The organism is Pseudazoarcus sp. NS36 (genome assembly GCF_059703705.1).
Genome location: NZ_BAAKJA010000003.1, coordinates 84072 through 109555, shown reverse-complemented (window position 1 = coordinate 109555; position 25484 = coordinate 84072). Strand labels below are relative to the sequence as shown.

Below are 25484 nucleotides of genomic sequence, written 5' to 3'. Positions count from 1 at the left end.
TCCGATGGATCAGCGCCGCCTAATAGCCTTTCTCGTTCTCTCCTTTGCCCTGGTCATGCTGTGGGACGCATGGACGTCGGATCAGCGTCGCAATGCGCCGGCTCCCGTTGCCCAGCAGACGGCAGTGGGCACTCCAGCCGCGTCAGACGACGGTGCGATTCCTACGCCGACCGCCGATTTGGCGCAGGGGGTAGACCCTGCCGCCGTGCCCGAGGCGACCGCAGCGCCGGCTTCGGCCTCCCAGCGTCGCATCACGGTCGAAACCGACATGGTCAAGGCCGAGATCTCCGCCCAAGGTGGGCAGATCGTGCGCATGGAGCTCAAGCGCCATGCCGCTTCGGGTGAGGACAAGTCGCGCAACTTCGTGCTGTTCGACGATGGCATGCGTCATACCTACTCCGCGCAGGGCGGGCTGATTGGCGATGGACTGCCCAATCACCGCACCGTGTATGCCTTGCCTGATGCTGACCAGATTCTCGAGGCCGGTCAGGATCGTCTGGTCGTGCGGCTCAAGGCACTTGGAACGCAGGGCGTCGAAGTCACCAAGGTGCTGACCTTCGAGCGCGGCAGCTACGTCATCAATATGGAGTACGAGCTGGCCAACCGCAGTGATCGCGCCGTGTCCGCGCATGCGTACTTCCAGTTTGCACGCGACGGCCGTGAGGCTGAGGCGGTCGAGGTGTTCGGCGTAAATACCTTTACCGGCCCGGCGGTATACACCGAAGAAGCAAAGTTCCAGAAGGTCCAGTTCGAAGAGATCGACGAGGGCAAGGCCAAGTTCGTGCCGCGTGCCAGCGACGGCTGGCTGGCCATGGTGCAGCACTACTTCGTGGCGGCCTGGTTGCCGGAAGCAGGTGTGCAGCGTGAGAACTACATGCGCAAGATCGGCCCGGACCAGTACACGGCAGGCGTGATCATGCCGGTCGCCGCGATTGCGCCGGAACAGACTGCGACGGTCGGTACCCGTCTGTATGCCGGTCCGCAGGAACAGGACCAGCTCGACGGCATTGCCAATGGTCTGGGTCTGGTGGTCGACTACGGTTGGCTGACGGTCATCGCCGCGCCGCTGTTCTGGGTGTTGTCGTGGCTGCATGACCTGACCGGAAACTGGGGTTGGGCGATCATTCTGGTTACGGTTCTGATCAAGGCGGTGTTCTTCCCGCTGTCCGCGACGAGCTACAAGTCGATGGCAAAGATGCGGGTGCTAGCCCCGCGCATGCAGCGGATCAAGGAGCTGTATGGTCATGACAAGCCGCGCATGCAGCAGGAAGTCATGCAGATGTACCGCACCGAGAAGATCAATCCGCTGGGCGGCTGCCTGCCGATCCTGGTGCAGATCCCGGTCTTCATCGCGCTGTACTGGGTACTGCTCGGTAGCGTTGAGATGCGCCATGCGCCCTGGTTGGGCTGGATTACCGACCTTTCGGCACAGGATCCGTACTTCATCCTGCCGGTGCTGATGGGCGCGACGATGTTCATCCAGATGCGCTTGAACCCGGCTCCGCCCGATCCGATCCAGGCCAAGGTGATGATGGCTTTGCCGTTCGTGTTCACCATCATGTTCCTGTGGTTCCCGTCGGGGCTGGTGCTGTACTGGGTCGTGAACAACGTGCTGTCCATCGCACAGCAGTGGCAGATCACGCGCATGATCGAATCCCAGAAGAAGGCCGGCAAGCCGGTCTGATGGCGAGCGGCGCTGCGCGCGCCGTCTGACGGAGCGGGATGGTGACGGATACGCAGGACGTAATCGGACCTTCCCGCGATGGCGGCGATGTGATTGCCGCCATCGCCACCGCCGCCGGCCGTGGCGGTATCGGTGTCGTGCGGCTCTCCGGCCGCAATCTTCTTTCATTTGCTCAAATGCTTTGCGGCGTGGCTCCCGAGCCACGCCGCGCTCGTTTCACGCGCTTTCTCGCCAGCGACGGCGCTGCGCTGGATGAGGGGCTGTTGCTGTATTTTCCGACGCCACACTCCTTCACCGGCGAAGACGTACTCGAGTTGCAGGGACACGGTGGTCCGGTGGTCATGCGCATGTTGCTTGCGCGCTGCGTCGAGTTGGGCGCCCGTCTCGCGGAGCCGGGCGAGTTCTCGCGACGGGCCTTCATCAATGGTCGCATGGACCTCGCACAGGCAGAGGCGGTTGCGGACCTGATCGAGGCCGCAACGGAACAGGCCGCGCGTTCAGCGGTGCGCTCTCTGGGCGGTGAGTTCTCACAGCGTATCGGTGCCTTGCGTGACGAGTTGATCGATTTGCGCATGCTCGTCGAGGCCACACTGGATTTTCCCGACGAGGAGATCGATTTCCTTGAACGGGCTCGGGCTTTCGAGCGACTGGAATCGATTGCTGCTCATCTGGACGGTGTGCTGCGCACTGCAAGGCAGGGGGCATTGCTGCGGGACGGCCTGAGGGTTGTCTTGGCCGGAAAGCCCAATGTCGGCAAGTCCAGTTTGCTCAATGCACTGGCCGGCGATGAACGGGCCATCGTCACGGATATTGCTGGAACAACCAGGGATGTACTGCGCGAGACGATCCAGATTGAAGGTGTGCCGTTGCATATCATCGACACGGCGGGATTGCGCGATACGGATGATCCGGTTGAACGCATCGGCGTGGCGCGCAGTTGGCGCGAAATTGCCAATGCGGATGTGGTGGTGCTGCTGTCGGACAGCGAAGAGGCGTCCGATACAGATGAGAGCGATCCACGCATACCGCCTTCCTTGCCACGCATACGTGTCATCAACAAGATTGATCTTTCAGGACACTCGGCACAGCGTGAGCTGATCGGTGGCGTTGCCACGATCTGGCTTTCTGCCAGAAGCGGGGAAGGCGTCGATTTGTTTCGATCCGAGATGCTGTCGATCGCGGGTTGGCAATCGTCCGGCGAAGATGTGTTCATCGCACGTGAGCGTCACCTGGAGGCTTTGCGTCGTGCTGCTTTGCATCTGGAGTCTGCGTATGCGCAGATGGCTGTGCTTGAGCTGTTCGCAGAAGAGTTGCGTCTCGCACATGACTCGCTGGGCGAGATTACCGGTGAGTTCACACCCGACGATCTTCTTGGCGTGATCTTCTCGAGATTCTGCATCGGCAAGTAATGCCGTTTCACGTGAAACATGGGTGGTGGCGTGGAGTTTGAAAGCGTACTTGTGGTGATCGCAATAGCCGCTTTCATGGCGGGCTTTGTCGACGCCGTGGTGGGTGGCGGTGGTCTGATCCAGATACCGGCGTTGTTCACCGCATTCCCATCTGCCAGTCCGGCCACCCTCTTCGGTACCAACAAGATCGCTAGCATAGTCGGAACAACCAGCGCAGCGATTCAGTATTCCCGTCGCGTCAGTATTCCATGGCGTCTTGCAGTACCTGGCGCGGTGGCGGCGCTCATCGGTGCGTGGTTTGGCGCCCGTGCCGTTGCATGGATGCCGGTTGAGCTGCTTCGCCCGCTCGTGCTGGTGCTGTTGATTCTGGTGGCCGCTTACACCTTTGCCCGCAAGGACTTCGGTACCGGAGCGAACAAGTCCGCCATTGAGCGTCGTGATGTGCTTGTTACCGTCGGGATCGCGCTGGCCGTAGGGTTCTATGATGGCTTTTTCGGACCGGGTACTGGTAGCTTCTTCATCTTTCTGTTGGTCCGTTTTGTCGCGCTTGATTTTCTGCATGCATCAGCGACCGCCAAGATTCTCAACGTCGCGACCAATCTTGCAGCGCTATCTTTCTTCATGAGCAGCGTTGAGCTGCTTTGGCAGGCCGGTCTGGTGATGGCGGTATGCAATCTTGGCGGTGCGCTTATCGGCTCTCGCATGGCACTCAGGCACGGAGCTGGTTTCGTGCGTCGCATTTTTCTGCTGGTGGTTGTTCTGCTCATTGCGAAGATGGCGTACGACCTGATCGGTAGCTGACCTCATATCAACGGTTTCACGTGAAACAGACATTCTCCGAATCCCGCAAACGCTCGACAGGCACATCGCCGACCATGGCGAGCGACAGTCTCGCGTACGCCATGTGCCAATCGGCCACCTTGATCGCAAACGTGCTGCAAGGCAAGAACCTGACCGAAAGCTGGGAGAGCACACTTGCGGCGCATCCCCAATGGCCGGCGGCAACGCGAGGGGCCGTTCGCGATCTTGCCTGGTCAACACTGAGAAACTACGGGGCCGGGGATCTGATACTGGACCGCCTGCTTTCAAAGCCTCTGCCCGACGACATCCATGCGATCCTGATGATTGCACTGCATCGCCTTGAGGTGCAGCCTGAACGCTCGCACGTTATCGTCGATCAGGCAGTTGTAGCCGCGGCTTCCCGCGTGCAAGGGCTGAAGGGGGTCGTTAATGGCGTTCTCAGAAACTACCTGCGTCAGCGAGACGCGTTCGGTCAGGCCATTCAGAAGAATGAAGTAGCCAGGACATGTCATCCCGACTGGTGGGTGGCGCGTCTGAAGTCTTCCCTGCCGGATGATTGGGAGGCGGTGCTGGAGGCCGGCAATACGCATCCGCCAATGAGTCTGCGTGTGAACTGCAGGAGGGTGGTTCGAGAGGCCTATCTTGCAGAGCTGCAGGCTGCAGGAATCTCGGCCGTGCCCTTCGGAGAGCAGGGCCTTCGTCTGCACCGCCCGGTGGGCGTCATCGAACTGCCAGGTTTTGCCGAGGGCAAGGTCTCGGTTCAGGATGCGGGTGCCCAACGGGCAGCGGAGTTGCTGGGTGCTTTGTCCGGTGAGCGGGTGCTGGACGCCTGCTCCGCACCTGGCGGCAAGAGTGCCCATATTCTTGAACGTGCAGATGTGCAGTTGACTGCACTGGATGTCGATCGCAGGCGCCTTGGCCGAGTGCGTGCCAATCTCGAGCGGCTCAAGCTCAAAGCCGAGAGTCTGTGCGGGGACGCCCGTGACCTCGCGAGCTGGTGGGACGGCCAGCCCTACGATCGGATTCTTGCCGACGTGCCGTGCAGTGCGTCCGGAGTGGTACGCCGACATCCCGACATCAAGTGGCTGCGCCGCGACGAGGACATTGCCGGATTTGCTGCCCAGCAAGCTCAGATCCTGGACGCGCTTTGGCCAAGCCTCGCTCGAGGTGGCACAATGCTGTACGCAACCTGCTCGGTGTTCGATGACGAGAATGGCGCGCAGATCGCAGCCTTCTGCGATCGCCACCCCGATGTGGAGAGGCTGCCGCTGCATGGCCGGATGGATTTACAACTGCTGCCGGATGCCGAGCATGACGGCTTTTACTACGCGCTGCTCCGGAAGAGTGCGTGATCACCTGCGTGCCCTGACGCTTGCGCTTCTGCTCGTCTGCCTGCCACTGGTTGCACTGGCCGAGGCCAAGGTACGCTCGGCGGCGATGATTGCCACAGAAGAGGGCTACGTCGTCAATGCCGATTTCGAGCTCGACCTCAACCCCCGTCTGGTCGATGCGCTGCAGCGCGGCGTGTCGCTGCACTTCAGCGTAGAGCTGGAAGTCGAGCAACCCCACTGGTACTGGTTTGACCGCACCGTGCTTGAAAGCACGTTGCAGTATCGACTCGCCTACCATGCGGTCACTCGCAGCTACCGGCTGTCGTTTGGCGGCCTGCATCGAACTTTCGACACCCTGGATGCCGCGCTGCTCACCATGACACGAGTCCGCAACTGGTATGTCATGCCCTACGAAGCAATCACTGAAGCTGCGGAGTACCGTGCCTCGCTGCGCATGCGCCACCAGATTGAACTGCTGCCCAAGCTGCTCGTGGTGACTGCGACTGGCGGACGTGAATGGACGCTGGCAACCCCTTGGGTGCGTTGGCAGTTCAGCGGGGAGCCGCGGCCATGAAGCGCGCCGGTATTGTCCTGCTGCTTGCTCTGGCCGCGGTCTCCTTGTTCCTGCTGACCTCGGTGAGCGCCAACCTCGATCTGCTCGGTGGCCTTTTCCCGCAGCTGCTGGCCATCAACGGTGTCGCCGCTGCGATCCTCGCGTCAGTGGTGCTGGTGCAGCTTGTGCGCCTGTGGCGCGAGTACCGGGCGCGCAGTTTCGGATCCCGCATCAAGTACCGCCTGATGCTGATGTTCGCGCTGATGGCGGTGATACCGGGATTGATCCTGTACGCGGTGTCGCTGTTCTTCGTCGTGCGCAGTATCGACTCGTGGTTTGACGTGCGTGTCGAGCGCGCACTCGACGGCGGCATTGTGCTCGGCCAGACCGCCCTCGATCACCTCGTCAGTCAGGTGGTGGAACGGGGTCGGGACGTTGCGCTTGAGCTGGACGGCAACATTGCAGCGTCGTCCATCCGGCTCAATGCATTGCGTGAGCGTTCAGGGGTTGCCACCCTGACGTTGATGGGGCCGGGCGGGCAACTGATCACCACTGTCAGCAGTGGCGTAGGCAGTCTTCTGCCGGACCTCCCCAATTCTGCCCAGCTTCGTCAGGCCAGACAGCTGCGCCGCTACGCCCAGGTCGAGGCAAGTAATGACGAAAGCATGATGATTCGGGTCGTTGTGCCGATCCAGGATCGCAGCATGCTTGGTGAGCCCTACTATCTCCAGCTTACCGAACCGGTACCGAATGCGCTGTTGCGCAACGTCGAAGCGGTGCAGGAAGCGCATCGGGAATACCAACAGATCGTCATTGGTCGGGACGGCCTGAGCCAGATCTATCTGCTCACACTCACCCTGACGCTGTTTCTGGCGCTGCTGGGTGCGATCGCGGTCGCCTTTGTGCTCACGCGTCGGTTGGTTGCCCCGTTGCTGATTCTTGCCGAAGGCACGCGCGCCGTTGCCCAAGGCGACTTCAGCCCCAGGCGGGCCTTGCCCGCACGTGACGAGCTTGGCGTGCTGACCCAGTCCTTCAACCAGATGACCCGTCAGCTTGAAGAGGCGCGAGGACAGGCCGACAAGAGCAGGCACGCGGTAGAGACGGCGCGCGTCTATCTGGAAAGCGTACTCGCCAACCTTTCGGCGGGTGTGCTGGCCTTTGGAGAGGACGGCTGCCTGCGCGCCTCCAACCATGGCGCCGTCGATATCCTGGGAGATGCACTCGAAGGCTTCGAGGACATTCCGCTGTCACACTGGCCGAGACTGCATGGTTTCCGTGATGCCCTGTTTGACGGCTTTGCGCGCAATCAGGCGGAGTGGCACGAGCAGGTCGAGATCGTGCGCGACGGCAATGAACCGCAAACGCTGCGCATCCACGGCGCCCGCCTGCCGGCATCGAGCGGCGGCGGCATGGTGGTGGTCTTTGATGACATCTCCGAGCTTGTGCGTGCGCAGAGGACCGCGGCATGGGGTGAAGTTGCGCGGCGTCTCGCCCACGAGATCAAGAACCCGCTTACCCCGATCCAGCTTTCGGCCGAGCGGCTGGCCTACAAGCTTGAAAGCCGCCTGGACGAAGATGGGCAGGCGATCCTGCAGCGCGCTACCAAGACCATCGTCAATCAGGTCGAGGCCATGAAGAATCTGGTCAACGCCTTCCGCGACTATGCGCGGCCGCAGAGTCCGGGCTATGTGCCGGTGGACATGCATGCGCTGGTCTGTGAAGTGCTCGGCCTGTATGAGAGCTCGCCGCTGAAGGTGCGCTGCGATTTCGCGCCCGGTACCCCGCATGCCAGCGGGGATCCGGCGCAGATCCGGCAGATCATTCATAATCTCTTCCAGAATTCTGAAGACGCGTTGAGCGGCTCGGCCAGCGCGCAGGTCACACTGACCACCCGGGTGGTCTCTGACATGATCGAACTGAACTGGCGCGACAACGGTCCCGGTTTCCCTCCCGAAGTGCTGACGCGGCCATTTGAACCGTATTTCACCACCAAGGCCCGGGGGACGGGGCTGGGGCTGGCGATCATGAAGAAGATCGTCGATGAGCATGGCGGCGATGTCCAGCTGTCGAACGGACCGGAGGGTGGCGCTGTCGTCACCGTGCGGTTTCCGCTCGCGGCTGAAGCCGTTCCGGAACGCAACGCAGAAACGTGGTAAAGAGCAACGATGGCGAACATTCTTATCGTCGACGATGAAGTCGGCATACGCGAGCTCCTCTCTGAAATCCTCAGCGACGAAGGTCACGACGTCGTGCTGGCCGAGAATGCCGGCGCAGCGCGGGCCGCGCGCAATGCCAAGCGGCCTGAGCTGGTGCTGCTCGACATCTGGATGCCTGACACCGACGGCATCACCCTGCTCAAGGAGTGGGCCGCCAATGGTCAGCTGACCATGCCGGTGGTGATGATGTCCGGTCACGGCACCATTGATACTGCCGTCGAGGCGACGCGAATCGGTGCCATCGACTACCTTGAGAAGCCCATTGCGCTGCAGAAGCTGCTTACCGCCGTCAAACGCGGCCTGCAGCGTCCCAGTGCAACCGGCCAGCCTGCGCCGCTGACCCTCGCGGCCTTCCCGCGCTCGGCGCCGCTGCGCGAGCTGCGCAAGCGGCTGCAGCAGATCGCCGAAAAGTCCCGCGTACTGGCGCTGCGTGCCGGTCCCGGCAGTCTTGCAGAGCTTGCGGCTCGAAGCCTCAAGCCCAATGGTTCGCCGTGGCTGGATTTCGCCACCGTCAGCCATCCCATCGACCTGACCCAGCTGCAAAACTGCAGCGGCGGCGTGGTCTTCGTGGGCGAGCCCGGCAAACTGACGCGCACTCAGCAGAAGAACCTCGCCTTCGCACTGGAGCGGCTCGACCGTTTCAACCTGCACGTGGTGATGGTGGCCGAGTCCGGCCCGGAAGCGCTGATTGCCGAAGGGTGGGAAGAGCGTCTGGTGTCGCGTCTGTTCGAAGTCAGCCTCGTACCGCCGACGCTCTCCGACGTACAGGACGATGTGCCTGAAGTGGCCTCCCAGCTGCTGGTACATCTGGTCGAAGGTGGCGAGGTCCCCCGCCGGGGGTTTTCGACCGCTGCCCTCAACGCCCTGCGCACGCAGCCCTGGGCAGGCGGTTTCGGAGAATTGCGGGCCGCCGTGAAGTCCTTGGCACTGGGCACGTTGGAAGAAGAAATCAGTCTTGCCGACGTGCGGCGTGTGTTGCCTGCGCCGGCCGACAACGTGCACGCAATCTCCTTCGACCAGCCGCTGCGTGAGGCCAGGGAAGCCTTCGAGCGGCTGTACTTCGAGCACTATCTGCGCTCGGAAGGCAACAACATGACGCGGATTGCCGAGAAGTGCGGCCTGGAGCGAACCCACCTGTATCGCAAACTCAAGCAACTCGGCCTGCAGCCGGGCCGCAAGAGTGCCGAGAGCTGAAAAGCGCCGGTTTGCGCGCTGCACCATGAGCCGCAGCGCGGGCGTACAATGCGCGCTTTCGGAACGAGGGTAGTCCGGAAGTGAAAATCATCATCCTGGGTGCGGGTCAGGTCGGCACTTCTGTTGCCGAGAATCTGGTTTCAGAAGCCAACGACATTACGCTCGTCGATTCGAACGCAGAATTGCTCGATACCCTGCGCGACCGCTTCGAGGTGCGCACCGTGTGCGGCAATGGTGCGTCGCCTTCCGTCCTGAGTGATGCCGGCGCCGACGATGCCGACCTGCTCATCGCGGTGACCCAGTCCGACGAGAGCAACCTGTGCGCCTGCAAGGTGGCGCGCACACTGTTCAACCTGCCTACCCGCATCGCGCGGCTGCGCTCCGGCGAGTTCGTTGATTACCCGGAACTGCTGTCGAGCGAAAATTTCGCTGTCGACTTCTCGATCTGCCCCGAGCAGATCGTCACGGACTACATCAAGCGCCTGATCTCCTTCCCGGAAGCGCTGCAGGTGCTCGAGTTTGCGGACGGCACCCTGAGCCTGATCGGCGTGCGTGCCTTCGAGGGCGGCCCGCTGGTCGGCCATCCGCTCAAGGCGCTGCGCTACCACCTGCCCAACATCGAAGTGCGCATCGCCGCGATCTATCGCAACGGCGAAGCCCTGATCCCCGAGGGCGACACCATCATCGTGCCGGGCGACGAAGTGTTCTGTCTGGCTGCCAGTGTGCACATCCGCCAGGTCATGCGCGAGCTACGCCGCAGCGACCATCCGATGCGCCGCATCATGATCGCCGGCGGCGGCAACATCGGCTTCCGCCTGGCTCGCTCGATCGAGCAGGACTACAACGTCAAGCTGCTCGACGTGAGCAAGCGCCGCACCGAGATGCTGGCCATCAATCTCGACCGCACGCTGGTGCTGCGCGGCGACTCGACGGACGAGAAGCTGCTCGAGAACGAAGGTATAGACGAGATCGACCTGTTCGTGGCGCTGACCAATGACGAGGAGGACAACATCATGTCCGCCTCGCTCGCCAAGCGCATGGGCGCACGCCGCACGCTGGCACTGATCAACCGCAAGAGCTACGTCGATCTGGTGCAGGGCGGCCCGATCGACATCGCCATTTCGCCGGCGCAGATTTCCATCGGCACACTGCTCGCGCACGTACGGCGTGGCGACGTGGTGGCGGTGCACAGCCTGCGCCGGGGCGCAGCCGAAGCGCTGGAGATCGTCGCGCACGGTACGCCCTCCGAGTCCAAAGTCGTCGGCAAGGCCATCGAAGACATCCCGCTGCCACGCGGGGTCACCATCGGCGCCATCGTGCGCAACGAGATCCGTGATGAGCGTGTGATCCGGCGTGAGGTGATCATGCCGCACCACGACACCGTGATCGCCCAGGACGACCACGTCATCGTGTTCTGCACGCACAAGAAGCTCGTGCGTCAGGTCGAAAAGTTGTTCCAGGTCGGATTCACCTTCCTCTGACATGCGGAGTTTCTTTCCCGTCTTCAACGCTCTCGGCCTGATCATCATGATCTTCGGCCTGCTGATGGCCGTACCGCTGAGCATTTCGCACCTGCACGGTGATGACGCGAGCTCAGCCTTCGACCGGGCCATGCTGGTGACCTTCGTCATCGGCGCCGTGATCTGGTTCATGACACGCGGCAAGAAGCGCGACCTGCGTCCCAGCGACGGTTTCCTGCTGGTGGTGCTGACCTGGCTGGTATTGCCGATCTTCGGGGCCATGCCGCTGTATGGGTTCATGCCCGAGCTCGGGGTGAGCAAGGCCTTCTTCGAGGCCGTTTCGGGGCTCACCGCTACCGGCGCCACCATTCTTTACCGCATTGATGACCTGCCGGTGGCGATCAACCTGTGGCGCACCTTCATGCACTGGATCGGCGGCATGGGTGTCATCGTGCTGGTGGTGGCGATCCTGCCGCTGCTCGGCATCGGCGGCCGGCAGCTGTTCAAGGCCGAAGTGCCGACCCCGATGAAGGAGTCTTCGCTCACTCCGCGCATCACGGAAACCGCCAAGGGCCTGTGGCTGACCTACATGCTGCTCACCGTGGCCTGCGGCATCAGCCTGTGGGCCGTCGGCATGGAGCCGTGGGATGCGGTCATTCACGCCTTCACGGTAGCCGGGCTGGGGGGCTTTTCGAGCAAGGACGACTCCATCGGCCACTTCCAGAGCCTGCCGATCGAACTCGTCGTGATCGGTTTCGCGCTGCTCGCCGGTCTCAACTACGCCACGCACTATCTCGCGCTGGTCCGCCGCTCGCCGCGGCCCTACCTGCACGACCCCGAGATTCCGTTCTACTTCATGGTGCTGGCTGCCAGCGTCGTGATGATGACCGGCTACCTGATGTACTTCGACAGCACGGCCGACCTTGCGACCACCGTGCGGCAGGTTGCCTTCCACGTGGTGTCGATCTCGACTTCGCTCGGCCTGGTCACGCACGACTACACCATGTGGCCGGGCTTCCTGCAGCTGTGGTTGCTGTTCCTGGGCAGCTTCATCGCGTGTTCGGGCTCGACCGGCGGTGGCATCAAGATGATGCGCGCCATCATCCTGTACAAGCAGGCCTACCGGGAGATCGTGCGCTCATTGCATCCCAACGCCGTCTATCCGGTGCGCCTGGGCCACCAGCGCGTGTCCGAGAACATCCTGCATGCGGTGCTGGCCTTCAGCTTCCTGTACATGGTCTCCATCGTCACGCTGACGCTAGTGATGACCGCACTCGGCGCGGATCTGGTGACCGGGTTCTCGGCGGTCGTGGCCTGCATCAACAACACGGGTCCGGGTCTGGCGCTGGTCGGTCCGGCGACCAACTACGCCGGTCTCAGCGAACTCCAGATGTGGGTGCTGTCCTTTGCGATGATTCTCGGTCGTCTTGAACTGCTCACCTTGCTGGTGGTGCTCACGCCGGTGTTCTGGCGTCGCTGAGCCCTGCTTGGTGGCGTGAGGGTCGGCAGCGGCGCCGAAAACCGGGATAATCGGTCCTTTACGACCGATTCCGGCCGCGCGCTGCGCGGCCCCACAGGACTGATCCCGTGAGCCGTCTCAAGAACGACACCTTTCTGCGCGCCCTGCTGCGCCAGCCTACCGACTACACCCCTCTTTGGCTGATGCGTCAGGCCGGTCGCTACTTGCCGGAATACCGTGAGACGCGTGCGCGTGCCGGCAGCTTCCTTGACTTGTGCAAGAACAAGGATCTGGCCTGTGAAGTCACACTGCAGCCGCTGGCGCGTTACGACCTCGACGCCGCCATCCTGTTCTCCGACATCCTCACCGTGCCCGACGCCATGGGCCTTGGTCTGTACTTCGCCGAGGGCGAGGGCCCGCGCTTCGAGCGTCCGTTGCGCGAGGAATGGGAGATCCGCAACCTCACCGCGCCCGACCCCAACATCGAGCTGCGCTACGTCATGGATGCGGTGTCCGAGATCCGCCGCGCGCTCGACGGTTCCGTGCCGCTGATCGGCTTCTCCGGCAGCCCGTGGACGCTGGCGTGCTATATGGTCGAGGGCCAGGGTTCTTCCGACTACCGCAAGATCAAGACCATGGTCTACAGCCGGCCGGATCTGATGCACCACATCCTGTCGGTCACCGCCGACGCCGTGGTGGCTTATCTCAACGCCCAGATCGAAGCCGGTGCGCAGGCCGTGATGGTGTTCGATTCCTGGGGCGGTGTGATGTCCGAGGCGGCTTATCAGGAGTTTTCGCTGGCCTATCTGCGCCGCGTGGTGGCCGGCCTCACGCGTGAGCGCGACGGCCAGCGCGTGCCCAGCATCGTGTTCACCAAGGGTGGCGGGCTGTGGCTGGAGAGCATTGCCGACATCGGGTGTGATGCGGTGGGCCTCGACTGGACCATGGACATCGGCCGCGCCCGCAAGCTAGTGGGCGACCGGGTTGCCCTGCAGGGCAACCTCGATCCCAACGTGCTGTTCGCCCCGCCCGAGGTGGTCGCGACCGAGGCACGCCGCGTGCTCGACGCCTTCGGGCCGCACCCTGGTCACGTCTTCAACCTCGGTCACGGTATCTCGCAGTTCACCCCGCCGGAGTCGGTGGATGCGCTCGTGGAAACCGTGCATACCCACAGCCGAAGCTTGAGATCCGGCAGCTGATTTCCGGGTTTCGGAAACCGAAAAAAGCCAAATTCAGGCTTGACTTATGCACACGCCACGGTGTTGGGCTGCAACTCCGTGAAGAAAAAATGTTGCCAGCCAAGCATTTATTTTAGTTCATTGATTTTAAAAGAAGTTTTTGTTGCGCATTGTTAAGGCAATGTGACTGGAGTCCCGTCGTTCCGGCGGGTTCACGCAGTTTCGCCCAGCTTTTTCACAAAGTTATCCACAGATATTGTGGACAACCCGCCTAAGGGTTGAAGAGCAAGGTCTTAGCGGAACTTTCAATCATCGTGATCAGCTTCCGCGTGCAAGCAACTGTTTAAAAAGGATTATCTGTATAAATGAGCCATCCGGAACAGCTTGTCGCCCGCGTTGCGATTGCAGTTCCGCTACCGCAACTGTTTGATTATTCGTGTGAAAAGATATCCATAGAAGATATCGGATGCTGTGTGCGTGTTCCCTTCGGCGCGGCTGAAAAGAACGGCGTCATTGTCGATGTTGTGCCGCTGCAGGACATCGATTCTTCCCGTCTGAAGGCCGTCTCTCGCGTATTGCGCGAGTTGCCGCCGCTGCCACCGGACTGGCTGGCGCTGGTCGGCTTTGTTGCCCGCTACTATCACGAACCGTTGGGCGAGGTGATCGCGCTGGCGTTGCCGCCCGGATTGCGTCGTTCCGATGCCGTCGATTCCGCGGCCGCCGATCCCTTTGTGGCGGTGTCTGCTGCCGGACGCACTGCGCTGGAAGCTGGACGTGACAGTCGCGCTCGCCAACTGGTGGCGGCCCTGTGCGACGCGGGAGCACAGCGCCGCAGCGTTGCGCGTGAGCACCCGCTGGCCGGAGCGCTGGCCGATGCCATGCGTCGTGGCTGGATCGAGATCGTGGAGGCCGACCAGCCGCCGCACACGACCGGGCCGGCCCCGGTTCCGACCGCAGACCAGCAGGCAGCCATCGACGCGGTTGCGGCGCGGCTCGACGATTTCGGGTGCTGGCTGCTGCAGGGTGTGACCGGCAGCGGCAAGACCGAGGTCTATCTGCAGCTGGCCCAGCGTACGCTGGAGGCTGGCCGGCAGGTTCTGATGCTGGTGCCCGAGATCGCACTGACGCCGCAGCTCGAGACGCGCGTCGCCTCACGTTTCCCGTTTGCCAACGTGGTCAGCCTGCATTCAGGCCAGGCCGCCGGTGCACGCTCGCGCGGATTCGTCCAGGCCATGGAGGGGCGCGCCGATATCGTGCTCGGTACCCGCTTGTCGGTCTTCACGCCGCTGCCCCGGCTGGGTCTGATCCTGCTCGACGAAGAGCACGACGCCTCCTACAAGCAGCAGGAAGGCGTGCGCTATTCCGCGCGCGACGTGGCGGTGTGGCGCGCGCACGACCGGGGGGTGCCCATCGTGCTGGGTTCGGCCACGCCGTCGCTCGAAACCTGGCAGCACGCGCGGCAGGGGCGCTACAAGCCCTTGCGGCTGGATGCGCGTGCGGTGTCCGCGGGCATGCCGAAGGTGCGCTGCGTCGACACCCGCCATATCCGCCTCGACGAAGGCATCAGCCCGGCCCTGCGTGAGGCCATCGGCCAGCGTCTGGAACGCGGTGAGCAGAGTCTCGTATTCCTCAACCGGCGAGGCTATGCGCCGGTGCTGTCGTGCACTTCATGCGGCTGGGTCAGCGGTTGCCCGCATTGCTCGGCCAAACTTGTCGTGCACCTGGCCGACCGGCGCATGCGCTGCCACCACTGCGGCACCGAAGCGCCGATCCCCGCCGCCTGCCCGAGTTGCGGCAACCAGGACATCCAGCCTTTCGGCCGCGGCACGCAGCGTATCGAAGAGCGCCTCACCGCGATGTTTCCGCAGGCGCGTGTGCTGCGTCTGGACCGTGACGCGGCACGCACGCGGCCGCAATGGGAGAGCTTGCTCGCGCGTATCGCGGGCGGCGAGGCGGACATCCTGGTGGGCACGCAGATGATGGCCAAGGGCCACGACTTCCCGCAGCTCACGCTGGTCGGGGTGGTTGGCGCGGACTCTTCGCTGCATGCAGCCGATTTCCGCGCGCCGGAGCGCCTGTTCCAGCAGTTGATGCAGGTGGGTGGTCGTGCCGGTCGCGCCCATCTGGCCGGCGAGGTGCTGATCCAGACCGAGTTTCCCGAGCACCCCTTGTATCGCCATTTGGCCCGCCATGACTTTGACGGTTTTGCTGCGAGAGAGCTCGACGAGCGCCACATGGCCGGCTTCCCGCCCTTCAGCCATCAGGTGATGCTGCGCGCCGATGCGCCTGAGCTCGAAGCTGCGCTGACCTTTCTGACCGAAGCACGCGAGCGGGCGCTCGAACTGGCGCCCGATGGGCTGCGCGTGTTTGATGCCGTGCCGATGCGCATGACGCGGCTGGCGCGGCGCGAGCGTGCGCAACTGCTGGTGGAGGCGGATCAGCGGGGTCTGTTGCAGGGTTTCGTGGCGGTGTGGCTGGACTACCTGCGCGCGCAACGTGCGCCGCGAACCCTGCGCTGGCAGATCGACATCGACCCGCTGGAGGTCTGAGTCAGCGGGTTTCGCTGCGGTTGCGTCCCGCGCTCTTGGCCGCGTACAACGCTTCATCGGCCAGACGGATGACTTCATCCATGCTGCGCCTGCCATCGAGCTCGACGACGCCGAGGCTGACCGACAGATGGAAGGCGCTGCCGTTGCCGGTAATCGGTGCGCGCGACAGGCTAGCGTGCAGGCGTTCGGCCACGCGCAGTGCGTCATCCACCAGCGTGTCCGGCAGCAGTATGGCGAACTCCTCGCCACCCCAGCGCCCGATCACGTCGACCTCGCGGAAGACGCTCAAACAGGTGCTCGCAAACACTGTCAGCGCATGGTCACCGGTCTGGTGACCATGCTGGTCGTTGATGCGCTTGAAGTGGTCGAGGTCGGCCATGATCAGGCAGCTTGGCCCCTTGCCACGTCCGATGCGTGCGATCTCCTGCGACAGGCGTTCGCCGAAGGCGCGCCGGTTGGCCAGCCCGGTCAGCGCATCGGTGGCGGCAAGGTGCGCCATCTCGCGCCGGGCAGCATCGATCCTGGCCAACATTTCGGCCTGCTTCTGGTTCTGGCGGTAGAGTTGCAACAACAGCATGACCTGACCGGCCAGTGCCTGTAGGATCTCGCCTTGCTCCGGGCTGAGCGTGCGCGGATGCTGGTCGAGCACGCACAAGGTGCCCAGCGGATGCCCGTCTTCGCTCTCCAGCAGGGCGCCTGCATAGAAGCGCAGATGCGGTTCGCCGGTCACCAGCGGATTGTCGGCAAAGCGCGCGTCCTGCGTGGTGTCGGGCACCACGAACAGGCCGGGCTGCAAAATGGCGTGCGCACAGATCGAGATGTCGAGCGGTGTTTCCCGAACACCCAGCCCGATCTCGGACTTGAACCACTGGCGATCACGGTCGATGAAGTTGATGACGGCGATCGGTGTCTCGCAGATGTGCGCGGCAATGCGCGTCAGTGCGTCAAAGCTGGCATCGGGTGGCGTGTCCAGGATGCCGTAGGCGTGCAGCGCGGCAAGGCGTTCGGCTTCGCCCGGAGGCGTGCAGGCGCGACTCATGACCCGGCCTCGGCCGGCCACAGCCAGGCCGCGCCGCGTACGCCGGAGGCGTCGCCGTGCAGGGCCGGGGTCAGTCGGGTGCTCACGACGTCGGAGAACACGTATTCCCTCCAGATGCGTGGCACGTTGCGGTACAGCCGATCGAGGTGGGACAGGCCGCCGCCGAGCACGATGACGTCGGGGTCGATGACGTTGATGATGCCGGCCAGCGCGCGTGCCAGTCGGCGCTCGAAGCGTTCCATCGTGGCCTCGCTGCACTGCCCGCCACGTTCGGCGTCCGCCGCGATTTCGCGGGCATCCAGCGACAGGCCGGTGCGCCGGGCGTGTTCGGTGGCCATTGCCGGGCCGGAAAGATAGGTCTCGATGCAGCCGGTTCGCCCGCAATAGCACGGCGGTAACGGTAGATCGTCGGCGCCGGGCAGCGGCAGCGGGGTGTGGCCCCATTCGCCGGCAATGCCGTTGGCGCCGTGCAGCAGGCGGCCATTGATCACTACTCCGCCGCCCACGCCGGTACCCAGGATCACGCCGAACACGCAGGTCGCGCCGGCGCCCGCGCCATCGGTGGCCTCCGACACTGCAAAACAGTTGGCGTCATTGGCTACCCGCAGCTCACGGTCCAGCAGCCGTGCCAGATCGCGGTCGAGCGCGTGACCGTTGAGACAGGTGGAGTTGGCGTTGCGGATCAGACCACTGGCAGGGGACAGCGAGCCGGGCGTGCCGATGCCGACGGTCGCGCGCGCGCCGATGGCAGCTTCGCAACGCGCCACCAGCTGAACAATGGTGTCGAGTGTGGCGGCGTAGTCGCCGGCCGGAGTAGCCACGCGTTCACGATGAAGCGCGTGGCCGGCATCGTCGAGTGCGACGAGCTCGATCTTGCTGCCACCCAGATCGACCCCGATGCGCATCAGCCGCCCTGTCGGTCGGCCAGGGTGGTCTTGCTGCCCAGCATGCGCCGGCTGGTGTCATGAAAATTGCGGTAGGCCTCGTCGGCGCTGCGCGCACTCATGCCCAGATCGCGGATCAGCCCGTCTTCCAGCGAATAGCACCAGCCATGCACGGTGACCTTCTGGTCACGCGCCCAGGCTTCGCGCAGCACCGTGGTCTGACTGACGTTGACCACCTGCTGCATCACGTTGAGTTCGCACAGGCGGTTCTGGCGGTCGCGGTCGGCGCCCAAAGAGTCGAGCAGGATGATGTTGCGGTCGCGCACGTCCTGCACATTGCGCAGCCAGTTATCGATCAGGCCCATGCTGCGGTTGTGCAGCGCGGCGGCAACGCCACCGCAGCCGTAGTGGCCGACGATCAGGATGTGCTTGACCTTGAGCACATCGACCGCGAACTGCACGACCGACAGCACGTTCAGATCGGTGTGCCCGACCACGTTGGCGACGTTGCGATGTACGAAGACCTCGCCCGGATCCAGATCGACGATCTGGTTGGCCGGCACGCGGCTGTCGGAACAGCCGATCCACAGATACTCGGGCGACTGCTGGCGCGCCAGGCGCGAAAAGAAGTCGGGGTCTTCCTGCAGGCGGCGGGCCGCCCAGGCACGGTTGCTGTCGAACAGATGCTGGATTTCGTTCACGGTGGTCTGCCTGTAATGCGTTCGGTCCGGATTTTACCGTGCCGGGTGGTGTTCAAGCGGTCCAGATGCCGAGTTCGACGAGCTGGCGGCTGGCCGCAGGGGACCAGCCGCGGTTGGCGGCCGGGCTGGCCGGGCTGGGGTGGAGTACCCGACCGATGCGTAAGTTCCGTCCGGCCAGCGCCTGCGCGGCCCGCTGCTCGGCCCACGCACCGACGCCCACCACCCACTCTGGCTGGAGTGCGTCGATCAGCGCGCGCAGGTGCGCGTCGCAGGCTGCCATCAGCGGCCCCGATTCGGCCGCGGGCAGCTTGTCCGGCGTGAGGTTGCGGCCGCCGTCGAAGAAGGCCAGTGGGCAGTAGTTGGCGACGAAGTGATCCTGCGCAAAGGCCTCAGCCGTGCCGAAGCGTTCGCGGAACAGGCCCCACAGGCGGCGGCCGGAAACCTCGGATCGGGCGCACGCAAAACCTTCCACCGGGCGTTTGGGATTCTCGACCGGCGGCTTCGTGATCTCGCCGGACAGGCCCAGCCAGTCGCGCACCGTCTCGATTTCGCCGAACGGCACGCCGGTCTGCGCCATTCCGAAGGGGCCTGGGTTCATGCCGAGGAAGACCACGCGTTTGGGTGCGGCGGCGAAGCGTTCGAGATAGGCCTCATGTACCGCCCACGCGTAGGTCAGCGGGTCGTAGACGTGGCTCACCGGCGGCGCGAAACGCATCGGTGCCAGCGTGTCGGACAGCGTTCTGGCGGCGGCAATGGCCGCGTCGGCGGTATCGGAAGTGGTCATGGCGTGGCTTGTTTCTCGCTGCGTCGTGATGGCATGTCGTCGATGGCTTGCTGTTCGCCGTTCCATGGGGCTACCTTGATCAGCAGCAACATGCCCGGGATGGCGATGATCACGCACAGCGCGAAGAAATCCATCCAGCCCATGTTCTCGACCAGCCAGCCCGAGGTGGCGTTGATGAAGGTTCGTGGCACGGCCATCAGGCTGGTGAACAACGCGAACTGGGTGGCCGTATAGGCCGGGTTGGTGGTGCGCGAGATGAACGCTACGAAGGCTGCGGTGCCGAGGCCGGCACCCAGCGCTTCGAACGAGATCACCACTGCCAGTGCGGCCAGCCGAGCGGCGTCGGAATCGCCCGGGCCGATCCAGGCCAGCCATACGAAGCCGGCAGTGGATACCACTTGCGCCACGCCGAACACCCACAAGGCCCGGTTGATGCCGAGCTTGAGCATCCACAGCCCGCCCAGCAGCACGCCGATGATCATCGGCCACAGCCCGGCATTCTTGGCGACCACGCCGATTTCCGACAGGGTGAAGCCCATGTCGAGGTAGAACGGTGTGGCCAGCGCAGAGGCCAGCGAATCGCCGACCTTGTAGAGAAAGATGAACAGCAGCACCAGCAGCGCAGACTTCACGCCGTGTCGGCCGAAGAACTCCTGAAAGGGTTCGACCACCGCAGCACGCAGCGAGCGCGGCGCCTGCACCGAAGCCAGCGGTTCCTTTACCGACAGCGTCATCAGCAGGCCCGGCACCATGAACAGCGCCGTGATCAGGAAGACCTGCGACCACGGCAGGTGGTCGGCCAGGATCAGTGACAGCGACCCTGGCACGAAGCCCGCGATGCGATAGGCATTGACGTGCATGGCGTTGCCGATGCCCAGCTCGGCATCGGGCAGGATTTCTCGCCGGAAGGCATCCAACGCGATGTCCTGGGTGGCGGACAGGAACGCCAGCACTACCGTCAGGATCACCACCAGTTGCAGGTTGTCCGCCGGTGAAAGTTGGCCGAGTGAGGCGATCGCGGCCAGCAGCCCGATCTGCGACACCAGCATCCAGCTGCGGCGTCGGCCCAGCCACGGCAGGATGCCGTAGCGGTCGAGCAGCGGCGCCCACAGGAACTTCCAGGTGTAGGGAAACTGGATCAGCGCGAAGGCACCGATCACCTTCAGGCTCAGGCCCTCGGTCTTGAGCCAGGCGGGCAGCAAGGAAAACAGCAGGAACAGCGGCAGGCCGGAACTGAAGCCGGTGAAGATGCACACCAGCATGCGGCGGTTGAGCAGGGCTTGTTGCCAGCTCGGGCGTTCGGTTTCGGGCACGCGGAATCCGTCGGGGGTCGGGAGCAAGGCCCCGATTATTGCAGATGCTTGGGAGGCTGGTTCAGACCTGCAGCGCGCGCAGCATGGAATCGGCCTGCTGGGCCGGCATCGGACGGCTGAAGTGGTAGCCCTGCAGCTCGTCGCAGCCCAGGCGTACCAGGTGCTGGGCCTGGGCGGCGGTCTCCACGCCCTCGGCAACCACCGGCAGGCCGAGGTTGTGCGCCAGCGAGACCGCGGCCGAGACGATGGCCGAATCATTCGGGTCGTTGTCGATGTCGCACACGAAGGAGCCGTCGATCTTGAGTCGGTCGAGCGGGAACATCTTCAGGTAGGACAGCGAGGAATAACCGGTGCCGAAGTCGTCGATGGCGATGCCGACGCCCAGCGCCTTGAGCCGGCGCAGCAGTGCGACGGCCTCGTCGGGCTTGTCCATGACCGAACTCTCGGTGATCTCGAGTTCGAGCATCGACGGTTCCAGCCCCGTTTCGGCGAGGATGTCGGCGACCGTGTCGGCAAAGTGCGCGTCGCGCAGCTGACGTGCCGACAGGTTGACCGAAATGCGCGGGCGCGCGGCGCCCAGCCCTGACCACAGACGCGCCTGCCGGCAGGCTTCGCGCAGCACCCACTCGCCAAGCTCGACGATCATGCCGGTATCTTCGGCCACCGGGATGAAGCTGTCCGGCATCACCAGCAGATTGTCCTCGCGGCGCCAGCGGACCAGCGCCTCGAAGCCGTTCAGCGTGGCGCCGCGCGCGTCGTGCAGCGGCTGATACCACAGCTCGAATTCCTTGCGGCCGATGGCGCGGCGCAGGTTGTTTTCCAGCTCCAGGCGCACCGTGGTGCTGTGGTTGAGCCCGTCGGTGAAGAACTGGTAGTTGGCGCGGCCGACCGCCTTGGCGTGGTACATCGCGGTGTCGGCGTTGCGCAGCAGGGTGTTGGCGTCCTGGGCGTCGTCCGGAAACAGGCTGATGCCGATGGACGGCGTGGCGTGCAGCTCGGTGCCGGCCACTTGGTAGGGCTTCGAGAGGGTCTCAAGAAGGCCTTCGGTGATGCGTGCTGCGTCGCTTGCTCCGCCCACGCCCTGCAGCGCGATGACGAACTCGTCGCCACCCAGCCGCGCCACGGTGTCGGATTCGCGCACTTCGGCGCGCAGGCGTTCGGCCACCTGCACCAGCAGCTCGTCGCCGACGTGGTGGCCGAGCGAATCGTTGATGTTCTTGAAACGGTCCAGGTCGATGAACAGCACCGCCAGATGCTGGCCGCAGCGGCGCGAGTCGGCAATGGCCTGCTGCAGCCGGCCGTCGAGCAGGCTGCGGTTGGCCAGCCCGGTCAGCACGTCATGGTGCGCCAGATGGCGGACCTCGGCCTCGATGCGCTTGCGCTCCGAGATGTCGGTATAGGTGGTGACCAGCCCGGCCACGCGGCCATCGATGTACAGCGGCTCGCGCGCAATCAGCAGGGTGCGCCCGTCGGAGCGGGTGCGCTCGAACAACAGCGGCTCGAAGTTGAGCGCCAGCTGCTTGCGCTGCTCGACCAGCTCGGCGGGGTCGCCAGGGCCGAAATCGCCACGTTCGGCCGGAATGCGGTAGATCTCCTCGAAGCATGCTTCGGCGTGCAGCATGTCGCGCGGCACGCCGATCACCTCGGCGTAACGTGCGTTCCAGCACTGCAGGCGCAGCTGCGCGTCGAACACGCTGATCGCCTGCGGCAACTGATCAAGGATGGCGTTGAGATAGACGCTGCGGCGGCGCAGCGCGTCGTCGCTGTTGTTGCGTTCGGTGACGTCGCGCAGGCTGCCGTGGGCCAGCGTCGGGCGGTCGAGATCATCCAGGTCGACGACGAGGTGGGCCTCGAAGCACGCGATTTCGGTGGCCCGTGGTACGCGGAAACTGAAGCTGGCGCTGCCGCCGACCTCGCACAACTGCTGCAGCACCCGGAGCACGCCGGAGCGGCAGTCGGCGTGGATACGCTCGATGAAGCCTTCGAAGCTGGGCGGCTCGTCGGGCGGAATGTGCATCAGGCTGCGGAAGGCTTCGGACCAGCACAGCTCGCCACTGCGCAGGTCGTGCGTCCAGCGACCGAGGGTGACCGCCGCCTGGGGCTGACACAGGTGCCGGGCAACGACCTGTGCAGCCGTGACAGATGGCTGAGCGCCGTCTGCGGGTGCGTGGTCGGGACCGGCCGGGTCTCGGTGCATGTACTGCTCCTGGTTGGAGGCCGGTCAAGGCCCCGCGCGTGGGTGCTGTTGCGGCGTGCCGTGCCCATCGCGCGGGCACATACAGGGCGCGATTCTGGCGGCCATGTGTTTTGAATACAAGGATTTGTGCCGGCAAAGCGTGGCTGTGTGCACACTGGGGCCCGAATGAGGGCAGCCCTTGATCGGCTCGACCCGGAAGCACACAATCATCGGCCAGCTTCAGGGTCGGGTGTGAGGGATGATGCGCAGGCTTTCGGTTTTGTTCGGAGAGGGGCACGCGTACGTGCTGACGGTTGCCGAGCCCGCGTTCGCGGCAATGGCTGTTGATGAGGCGCGTGCGTGGCTGGGGCGGCAGTTCGAGGAGGCCGGCTGCGAGCCGTCGAACCCGATGGGCAAGCTGCTGCCGGCAGATCTGTTGCTGGGGGTGGCGAGGGCGGCTGGCGAGGCCGCTTTTGCGCAATCCGGCGCATGGCGCGACCGCTACGCGGTCAGCGCCTTGCGCCTGCAAGAGGCGGCTGCGCTGGAAGTGGATGTAGCGGCTTACGCCGTGCGCAGCTTGTCCTGAGTGTCGCGGCCGAGGCGATACACCGCCATGCTGGCGTTGAGGTTGGCGTCGTCGTCGATGCGCTGACCGTCGTCGAAAGCGAGACGCTCGCGCACCACGATGCCGCTGATCCGGCACAGCGACTCGAAGTCGGCAATCGTGAAGAAGCGCACGTTGGGTGTGTTGAACCACTGGTGCGGCAGACTATCGGACACCGGCATGTGGCCGGCGCCGATGCTTTCGCGATGGCTGCGGTAGCCGAAGTTCGGAAAGCTCACCACCGCCTCGCGCGCGACTCGCAGCATCTCGTCGAGAATGCCCTGCGTGTTGTGGATGGTCTGCAGCGACAGGCTCATGATGACGTGGTCGAAGAAACCGTCCTCGAAGCCGGCCAGGCCTTTTTCGAGGTCGACCTGGATCACGTTGATACCGTTTTTCAGGCAGGCCACCAGATTGGCCGGATCGTTCTCCACGCCCCAGCCCTGCACGCCGCGCTCGTCCATCAGACGGCGCAGCAGACTGCCGTCGCCGCATCCCAGGTCGAGCACCTTCTCGCCGGGGGCAATCCAGCCGGCGATGACGTCATAGTCGTAGCGATAGGTCGGGCTCATTTGCGCATCCGTTCGAAGTAGCTGCGCAGCACCGCATGGTAGTGCGCATCGTCGAGCAGGAAGGCGTCGTGACCGGCGCCGCTCTCGATCTCGGCATAGCTCACGTTGCGCCGGTTGTGCAGCAGCGAATAGACGATCTCGCGCGAACGCTCGGGCGAGAAACGCCAGTCGGTCGAAAACGACACCACCAGAAAGTCCGCCGTGCAGCGCGCCATGGCCGCGGCCAGATTGCCGCCGTGCTCGAAGGCCGGGTCAAAGTAATCGAGCGCCTTGGTGGTCAGCAGATAGGTATTGGCGTCGAACACCTTCGAGAACTTGTCGCCCTGATAGCGCAGGTAGGACTCGATCTCGAACTCCACGTCGTAGCTGTAGATGGCTTTGCCGTGGCGCAGCACGCGGCCGAATTTCTCGGCCAGCGAATCATCCGACAGATAGGTGATGTGGCCGATCATGCGCGCCAGCCGCAGCCCGCGCGCCGGCACCAGGCCGTGTTCGTAGAAGTTGCCGCCGTGAAAATCCGGGTCGGTCAGGATGGCCTGGCGGGCCACCTCGTTGAAGGCAATGTTCTGCGCCGTCAGCTTGGACGCCGAGGCGATGGCTGCCACATTGGCCACGCGCTCCGGATACTGCAGCGCCCACGAGATGGCCTGCATGCCGCCCAGGCTGCCGCCCACCACTGCCGCAAAGCGCTCGATGCCGAGCTGGTCGGCCAGCCGCGCCTGCGTCGTGACCCAGTCCTCGACCGTGATGAACGGAAAGTCGGCGCCCCAGTGGCGGCCCGTGGCCGGGTTGATCGAGGCCGGCCCGGTGCTGCCGAAGCAGCCGCCGAGGTTGTTCACCCCGATGACGAAGAAGTGCCGTGTATCGAGCGGCTTGCCCGGCCCGACGAGGTTGTCCCACCAGCCGATACTGCCGGGATCGTCGGCGTAATGGCCGGCAACGTGATGCGATCCGGAGAGTGCGTGACAGACCAGCACCGCATTGCTGCGGTCGGCGTTGAGTTCGCCGTAGGTCTCGTAGACGAGTTCGTAGGCTGGCAGCACTGCGCCGCACTTGAGCGGCAGCGGTTCATTGAAGACCGCCCGCTGTGGGGTGACGATGCCGACCGATTGAGGCTGGATCATGGTGTCTGGAAAAAATAAAACCCTGTCGGCTCATAAACGCGGACAGGGTTGCCCTCGCTTTAGCCGTATTTATTGAGCGCCCGCAAGCTGTAGTTCAAATCGGCGCTATCAGGGCGCGAAGTTATCGCGGTGAGAGTGGAAAGTCAATTTCAGCGCCTTGCCGGTTCGTTGCGGCAACGCTGATGGTTGGCGTGCGTTGGCCGGGAGTTCGCCCCGGCGGGCGACTTCCTTTCTTGTTGCACGACAAGAAAGGAAGCAAAGAAACGTGCCCTCCTCACCGCCCCTTCGGGGTCCCTTCGCTACGAGGACTCCCGGCGGCCGGCCTTGCGAACTCGCTGCGCTCAGACAGCAAGGCCGGAAGGCCCCGCCGTGAGCGCTCTTCGCTCAGCGGCTCAGAAGGGGGGATGCTCTCCAGAACAGCCGTGCGGTTCTCGCTGCCCATCCGGCGCAATG

General features: G+C 64.1%; 20 protein-coding genes. 12 read left to right on the top strand and 8 right to left on the bottom strand.

Annotation, left to right across the window (positions count from 1 at the left end; all coding sequences use genetic code 11):
- Nucleotides 1-4 precede the first annotated feature (4 nt).
- The 11 genes from yidC (at nt 5) to AC6H0R_RS05695 (ending at nt 15834) form a co-directional block, all read left to right on the top strand.
- Nucleotides 5-1684: a membrane protein insertase YidC gene (gene yidC, locus AC6H0R_RS05745; protein WP_497580386.1), complete on the top strand. Its 1680-nt coding sequence runs from the start codon at nt 5-7 to the stop codon at nt 1682-1684.
- Nucleotides 1685-1725: 41 nt separating this feature from the next.
- A complete protein-coding gene (gene mnmE / locus AC6H0R_RS05740) occupies nt 1726-3093 on the top strand; it encodes a tRNA uridine-5-carboxymethylaminomethyl(34) synthesis GTPase MnmE (protein ID WP_497580385.1) in 1368 nt (455 codons plus the stop codon).
- Between the two features lie 30 nt (nt 3094-3123).
- The gene (locus AC6H0R_RS05735) at nt 3124-3894 is read left to right on the top strand and encodes a sulfite exporter TauE/SafE family protein (RefSeq protein ID WP_497580384.1); all 771 of its coding nucleotides are present in this window, start codon (nt 3124-3126) and stop codon (nt 3892-3894) included.
- A 101-nt stretch (nt 3895-3995) separates the two neighbouring features.
- Nucleotides 3996-5246, top strand: a complete 1251-nt coding sequence (gene rsmB / locus AC6H0R_RS05730) for a 16S rRNA (cytosine(967)-C(5))-methyltransferase RsmB (RefSeq protein ID WP_497580653.1) — start codon at nt 3996-3998, stop codon at nt 5244-5246.
- Entirely contained in the window at nt 5206-5799 is a 594-nt protein-coding gene (locus AC6H0R_RS05725; RefSeq protein WP_497580383.1) for a DUF4390 domain-containing protein, read from the top strand. Before rsmB ends, AC6H0R_RS05725 begins: the two co-directional genes overlap by 41 nt.
- Nucleotides 5796-7934, top strand: coding sequence for a sensor histidine kinase (locus AC6H0R_RS05720; RefSeq protein WP_497580382.1), 2139 nt, complete (start codon nt 5796-5798; stop codon nt 7932-7934). The genes AC6H0R_RS05725 and AC6H0R_RS05720 overlap by 4 nt, the downstream gene beginning before the upstream one ends.
- A gap of 9 nt (nt 7935-7943) precedes the next feature.
- Nucleotides 7944-9188 (top strand): sigma-54-dependent transcriptional regulator, encoded by a 1245-nt coding sequence (locus AC6H0R_RS05715; protein ID WP_497580381.1) that lies wholly within the window; start codon nt 7944-7946, stop codon nt 9186-9188.
- Nucleotides 9189-9268: 80 nt separating this feature from the next.
- On the top strand, nt 9269-10669 hold the full coding sequence (gene trkA, locus AC6H0R_RS05710; RefSeq protein WP_497580380.1) for a Trk system potassium transporter TrkA: 1401 nt from the start codon (nt 9269-9271) through the stop codon (nt 10667-10669).
- Nucleotide 10670: 1 nt separating this feature from the next.
- On the top strand, nt 10671-12128 hold the full coding sequence (locus tag AC6H0R_RS05705) for a TrkH family potassium uptake protein (RefSeq protein WP_497580379.1): 1458 nt from the start codon (nt 10671-10673) through the stop codon (nt 12126-12128).
- A 107-nt stretch (nt 12129-12235) separates the two neighbouring features.
- A complete protein-coding gene (hemE, locus tag AC6H0R_RS05700) occupies nt 12236-13306 on the top strand; it encodes a uroporphyrinogen decarboxylase (protein WP_497580378.1) in 1071 nt (356 codons plus the stop codon).
- A gap of 344 nt (nt 13307-13650) precedes the next feature.
- Nucleotides 13651-15834, top strand: a complete 2184-nt coding sequence (locus AC6H0R_RS05695; protein WP_497580377.1) for a primosomal protein N' — start codon at nt 13651-13653, stop codon at nt 15832-15834.
- Nucleotide 15835: 1 nt separating this feature from the next.
- Here AC6H0R_RS05695 and AC6H0R_RS05690 read toward each other — a convergent pair whose 3' ends face one another.
- The 6 genes from AC6H0R_RS05690 to AC6H0R_RS05665 all read right to left on the bottom strand — a co-directional run bounded on the left by AC6H0R_RS05690 (nt 15836) and on the right by AC6H0R_RS05665 (nt 22752).
- Nucleotides 15836-16873, bottom strand: a complete 1038-nt coding sequence (locus tag AC6H0R_RS05690) for a GGDEF domain-containing protein (RefSeq protein WP_497580376.1) — start codon at nt 16871-16873, stop codon at nt 15836-15838.
- The gene (locus AC6H0R_RS05685) at nt 16870-17778 is read right to left on the bottom strand and encodes an ROK family protein (protein WP_497580375.1); all 909 of its coding nucleotides are present in this window, start codon (nt 17776-17778) and stop codon (nt 16870-16872) included. The genes AC6H0R_RS05690 and AC6H0R_RS05685 overlap by 4 nt, the downstream gene beginning before the upstream one ends.
- Nucleotides 17778-18458 carry a carbonate dehydratase gene (gene can / locus AC6H0R_RS05680; protein WP_497580374.1) on the bottom strand — a complete coding sequence of 227 codons (681 nt, stop codon included), beginning with the start codon at nt 18456-18458 and terminating at the stop codon, nt 17778-17780. Before can ends, AC6H0R_RS05685 begins: the two co-directional genes overlap by 1 nt.
- Before the next feature lie 52 nt (nt 18459-18510).
- Nucleotides 18511-19242, bottom strand: coding sequence for a uracil-DNA glycosylase family protein (locus AC6H0R_RS05675; RefSeq protein WP_497580373.1), 732 nt, complete (start codon nt 19240-19242; stop codon nt 18511-18513).
- Nucleotides 19239-20555 (bottom strand): AmpG family muropeptide MFS transporter, encoded by a 1317-nt coding sequence (locus AC6H0R_RS05670; protein WP_497580372.1) that lies wholly within the window; start codon nt 20553-20555, stop codon nt 19239-19241. The genes AC6H0R_RS05675 and AC6H0R_RS05670 overlap by 4 nt, the downstream gene beginning before the upstream one ends.
- A gap of 61 nt (nt 20556-20616) precedes the next feature.
- Nucleotides 20617-22752, bottom strand: a complete 2136-nt coding sequence (locus AC6H0R_RS05665; protein WP_497580371.1) for a putative bifunctional diguanylate cyclase/phosphodiesterase — start codon at nt 22750-22752, stop codon at nt 20617-20619.
- Between the two features lie 283 nt (nt 22753-23035).
- On the opposite strand from AC6H0R_RS05665, the gene AC6H0R_RS05660 reads away from it, so the two are divergent.
- On the top strand, nt 23036-23317 hold the full coding sequence (locus AC6H0R_RS05660; protein ID WP_497580370.1) for a hypothetical protein: 282 nt from the start codon (nt 23036-23038) through the stop codon (nt 23315-23317).
- On the opposite strand, the gene metW is transcribed toward AC6H0R_RS05660, so the two are convergent.
- Nucleotides 23293-23907: a methionine biosynthesis protein MetW gene (gene metW, locus AC6H0R_RS05655; RefSeq protein WP_497580369.1), complete on the bottom strand. Its 615-nt coding sequence runs from the start codon at nt 23905-23907 to the stop codon at nt 23293-23295. The genes AC6H0R_RS05660 and metW overlap by 25 nt on opposite strands.
- Nucleotides 23904-25031, bottom strand: coding sequence for a homoserine O-succinyltransferase MetX (gene metX / locus AC6H0R_RS05650; RefSeq protein ID WP_497580368.1), 1128 nt, complete (start codon nt 25029-25031; stop codon nt 23904-23906). The genes metW and metX overlap by 4 nt, the downstream gene beginning before the upstream one ends.
- Nucleotides 25032-25484 lie beyond the last annotated feature (453 nt).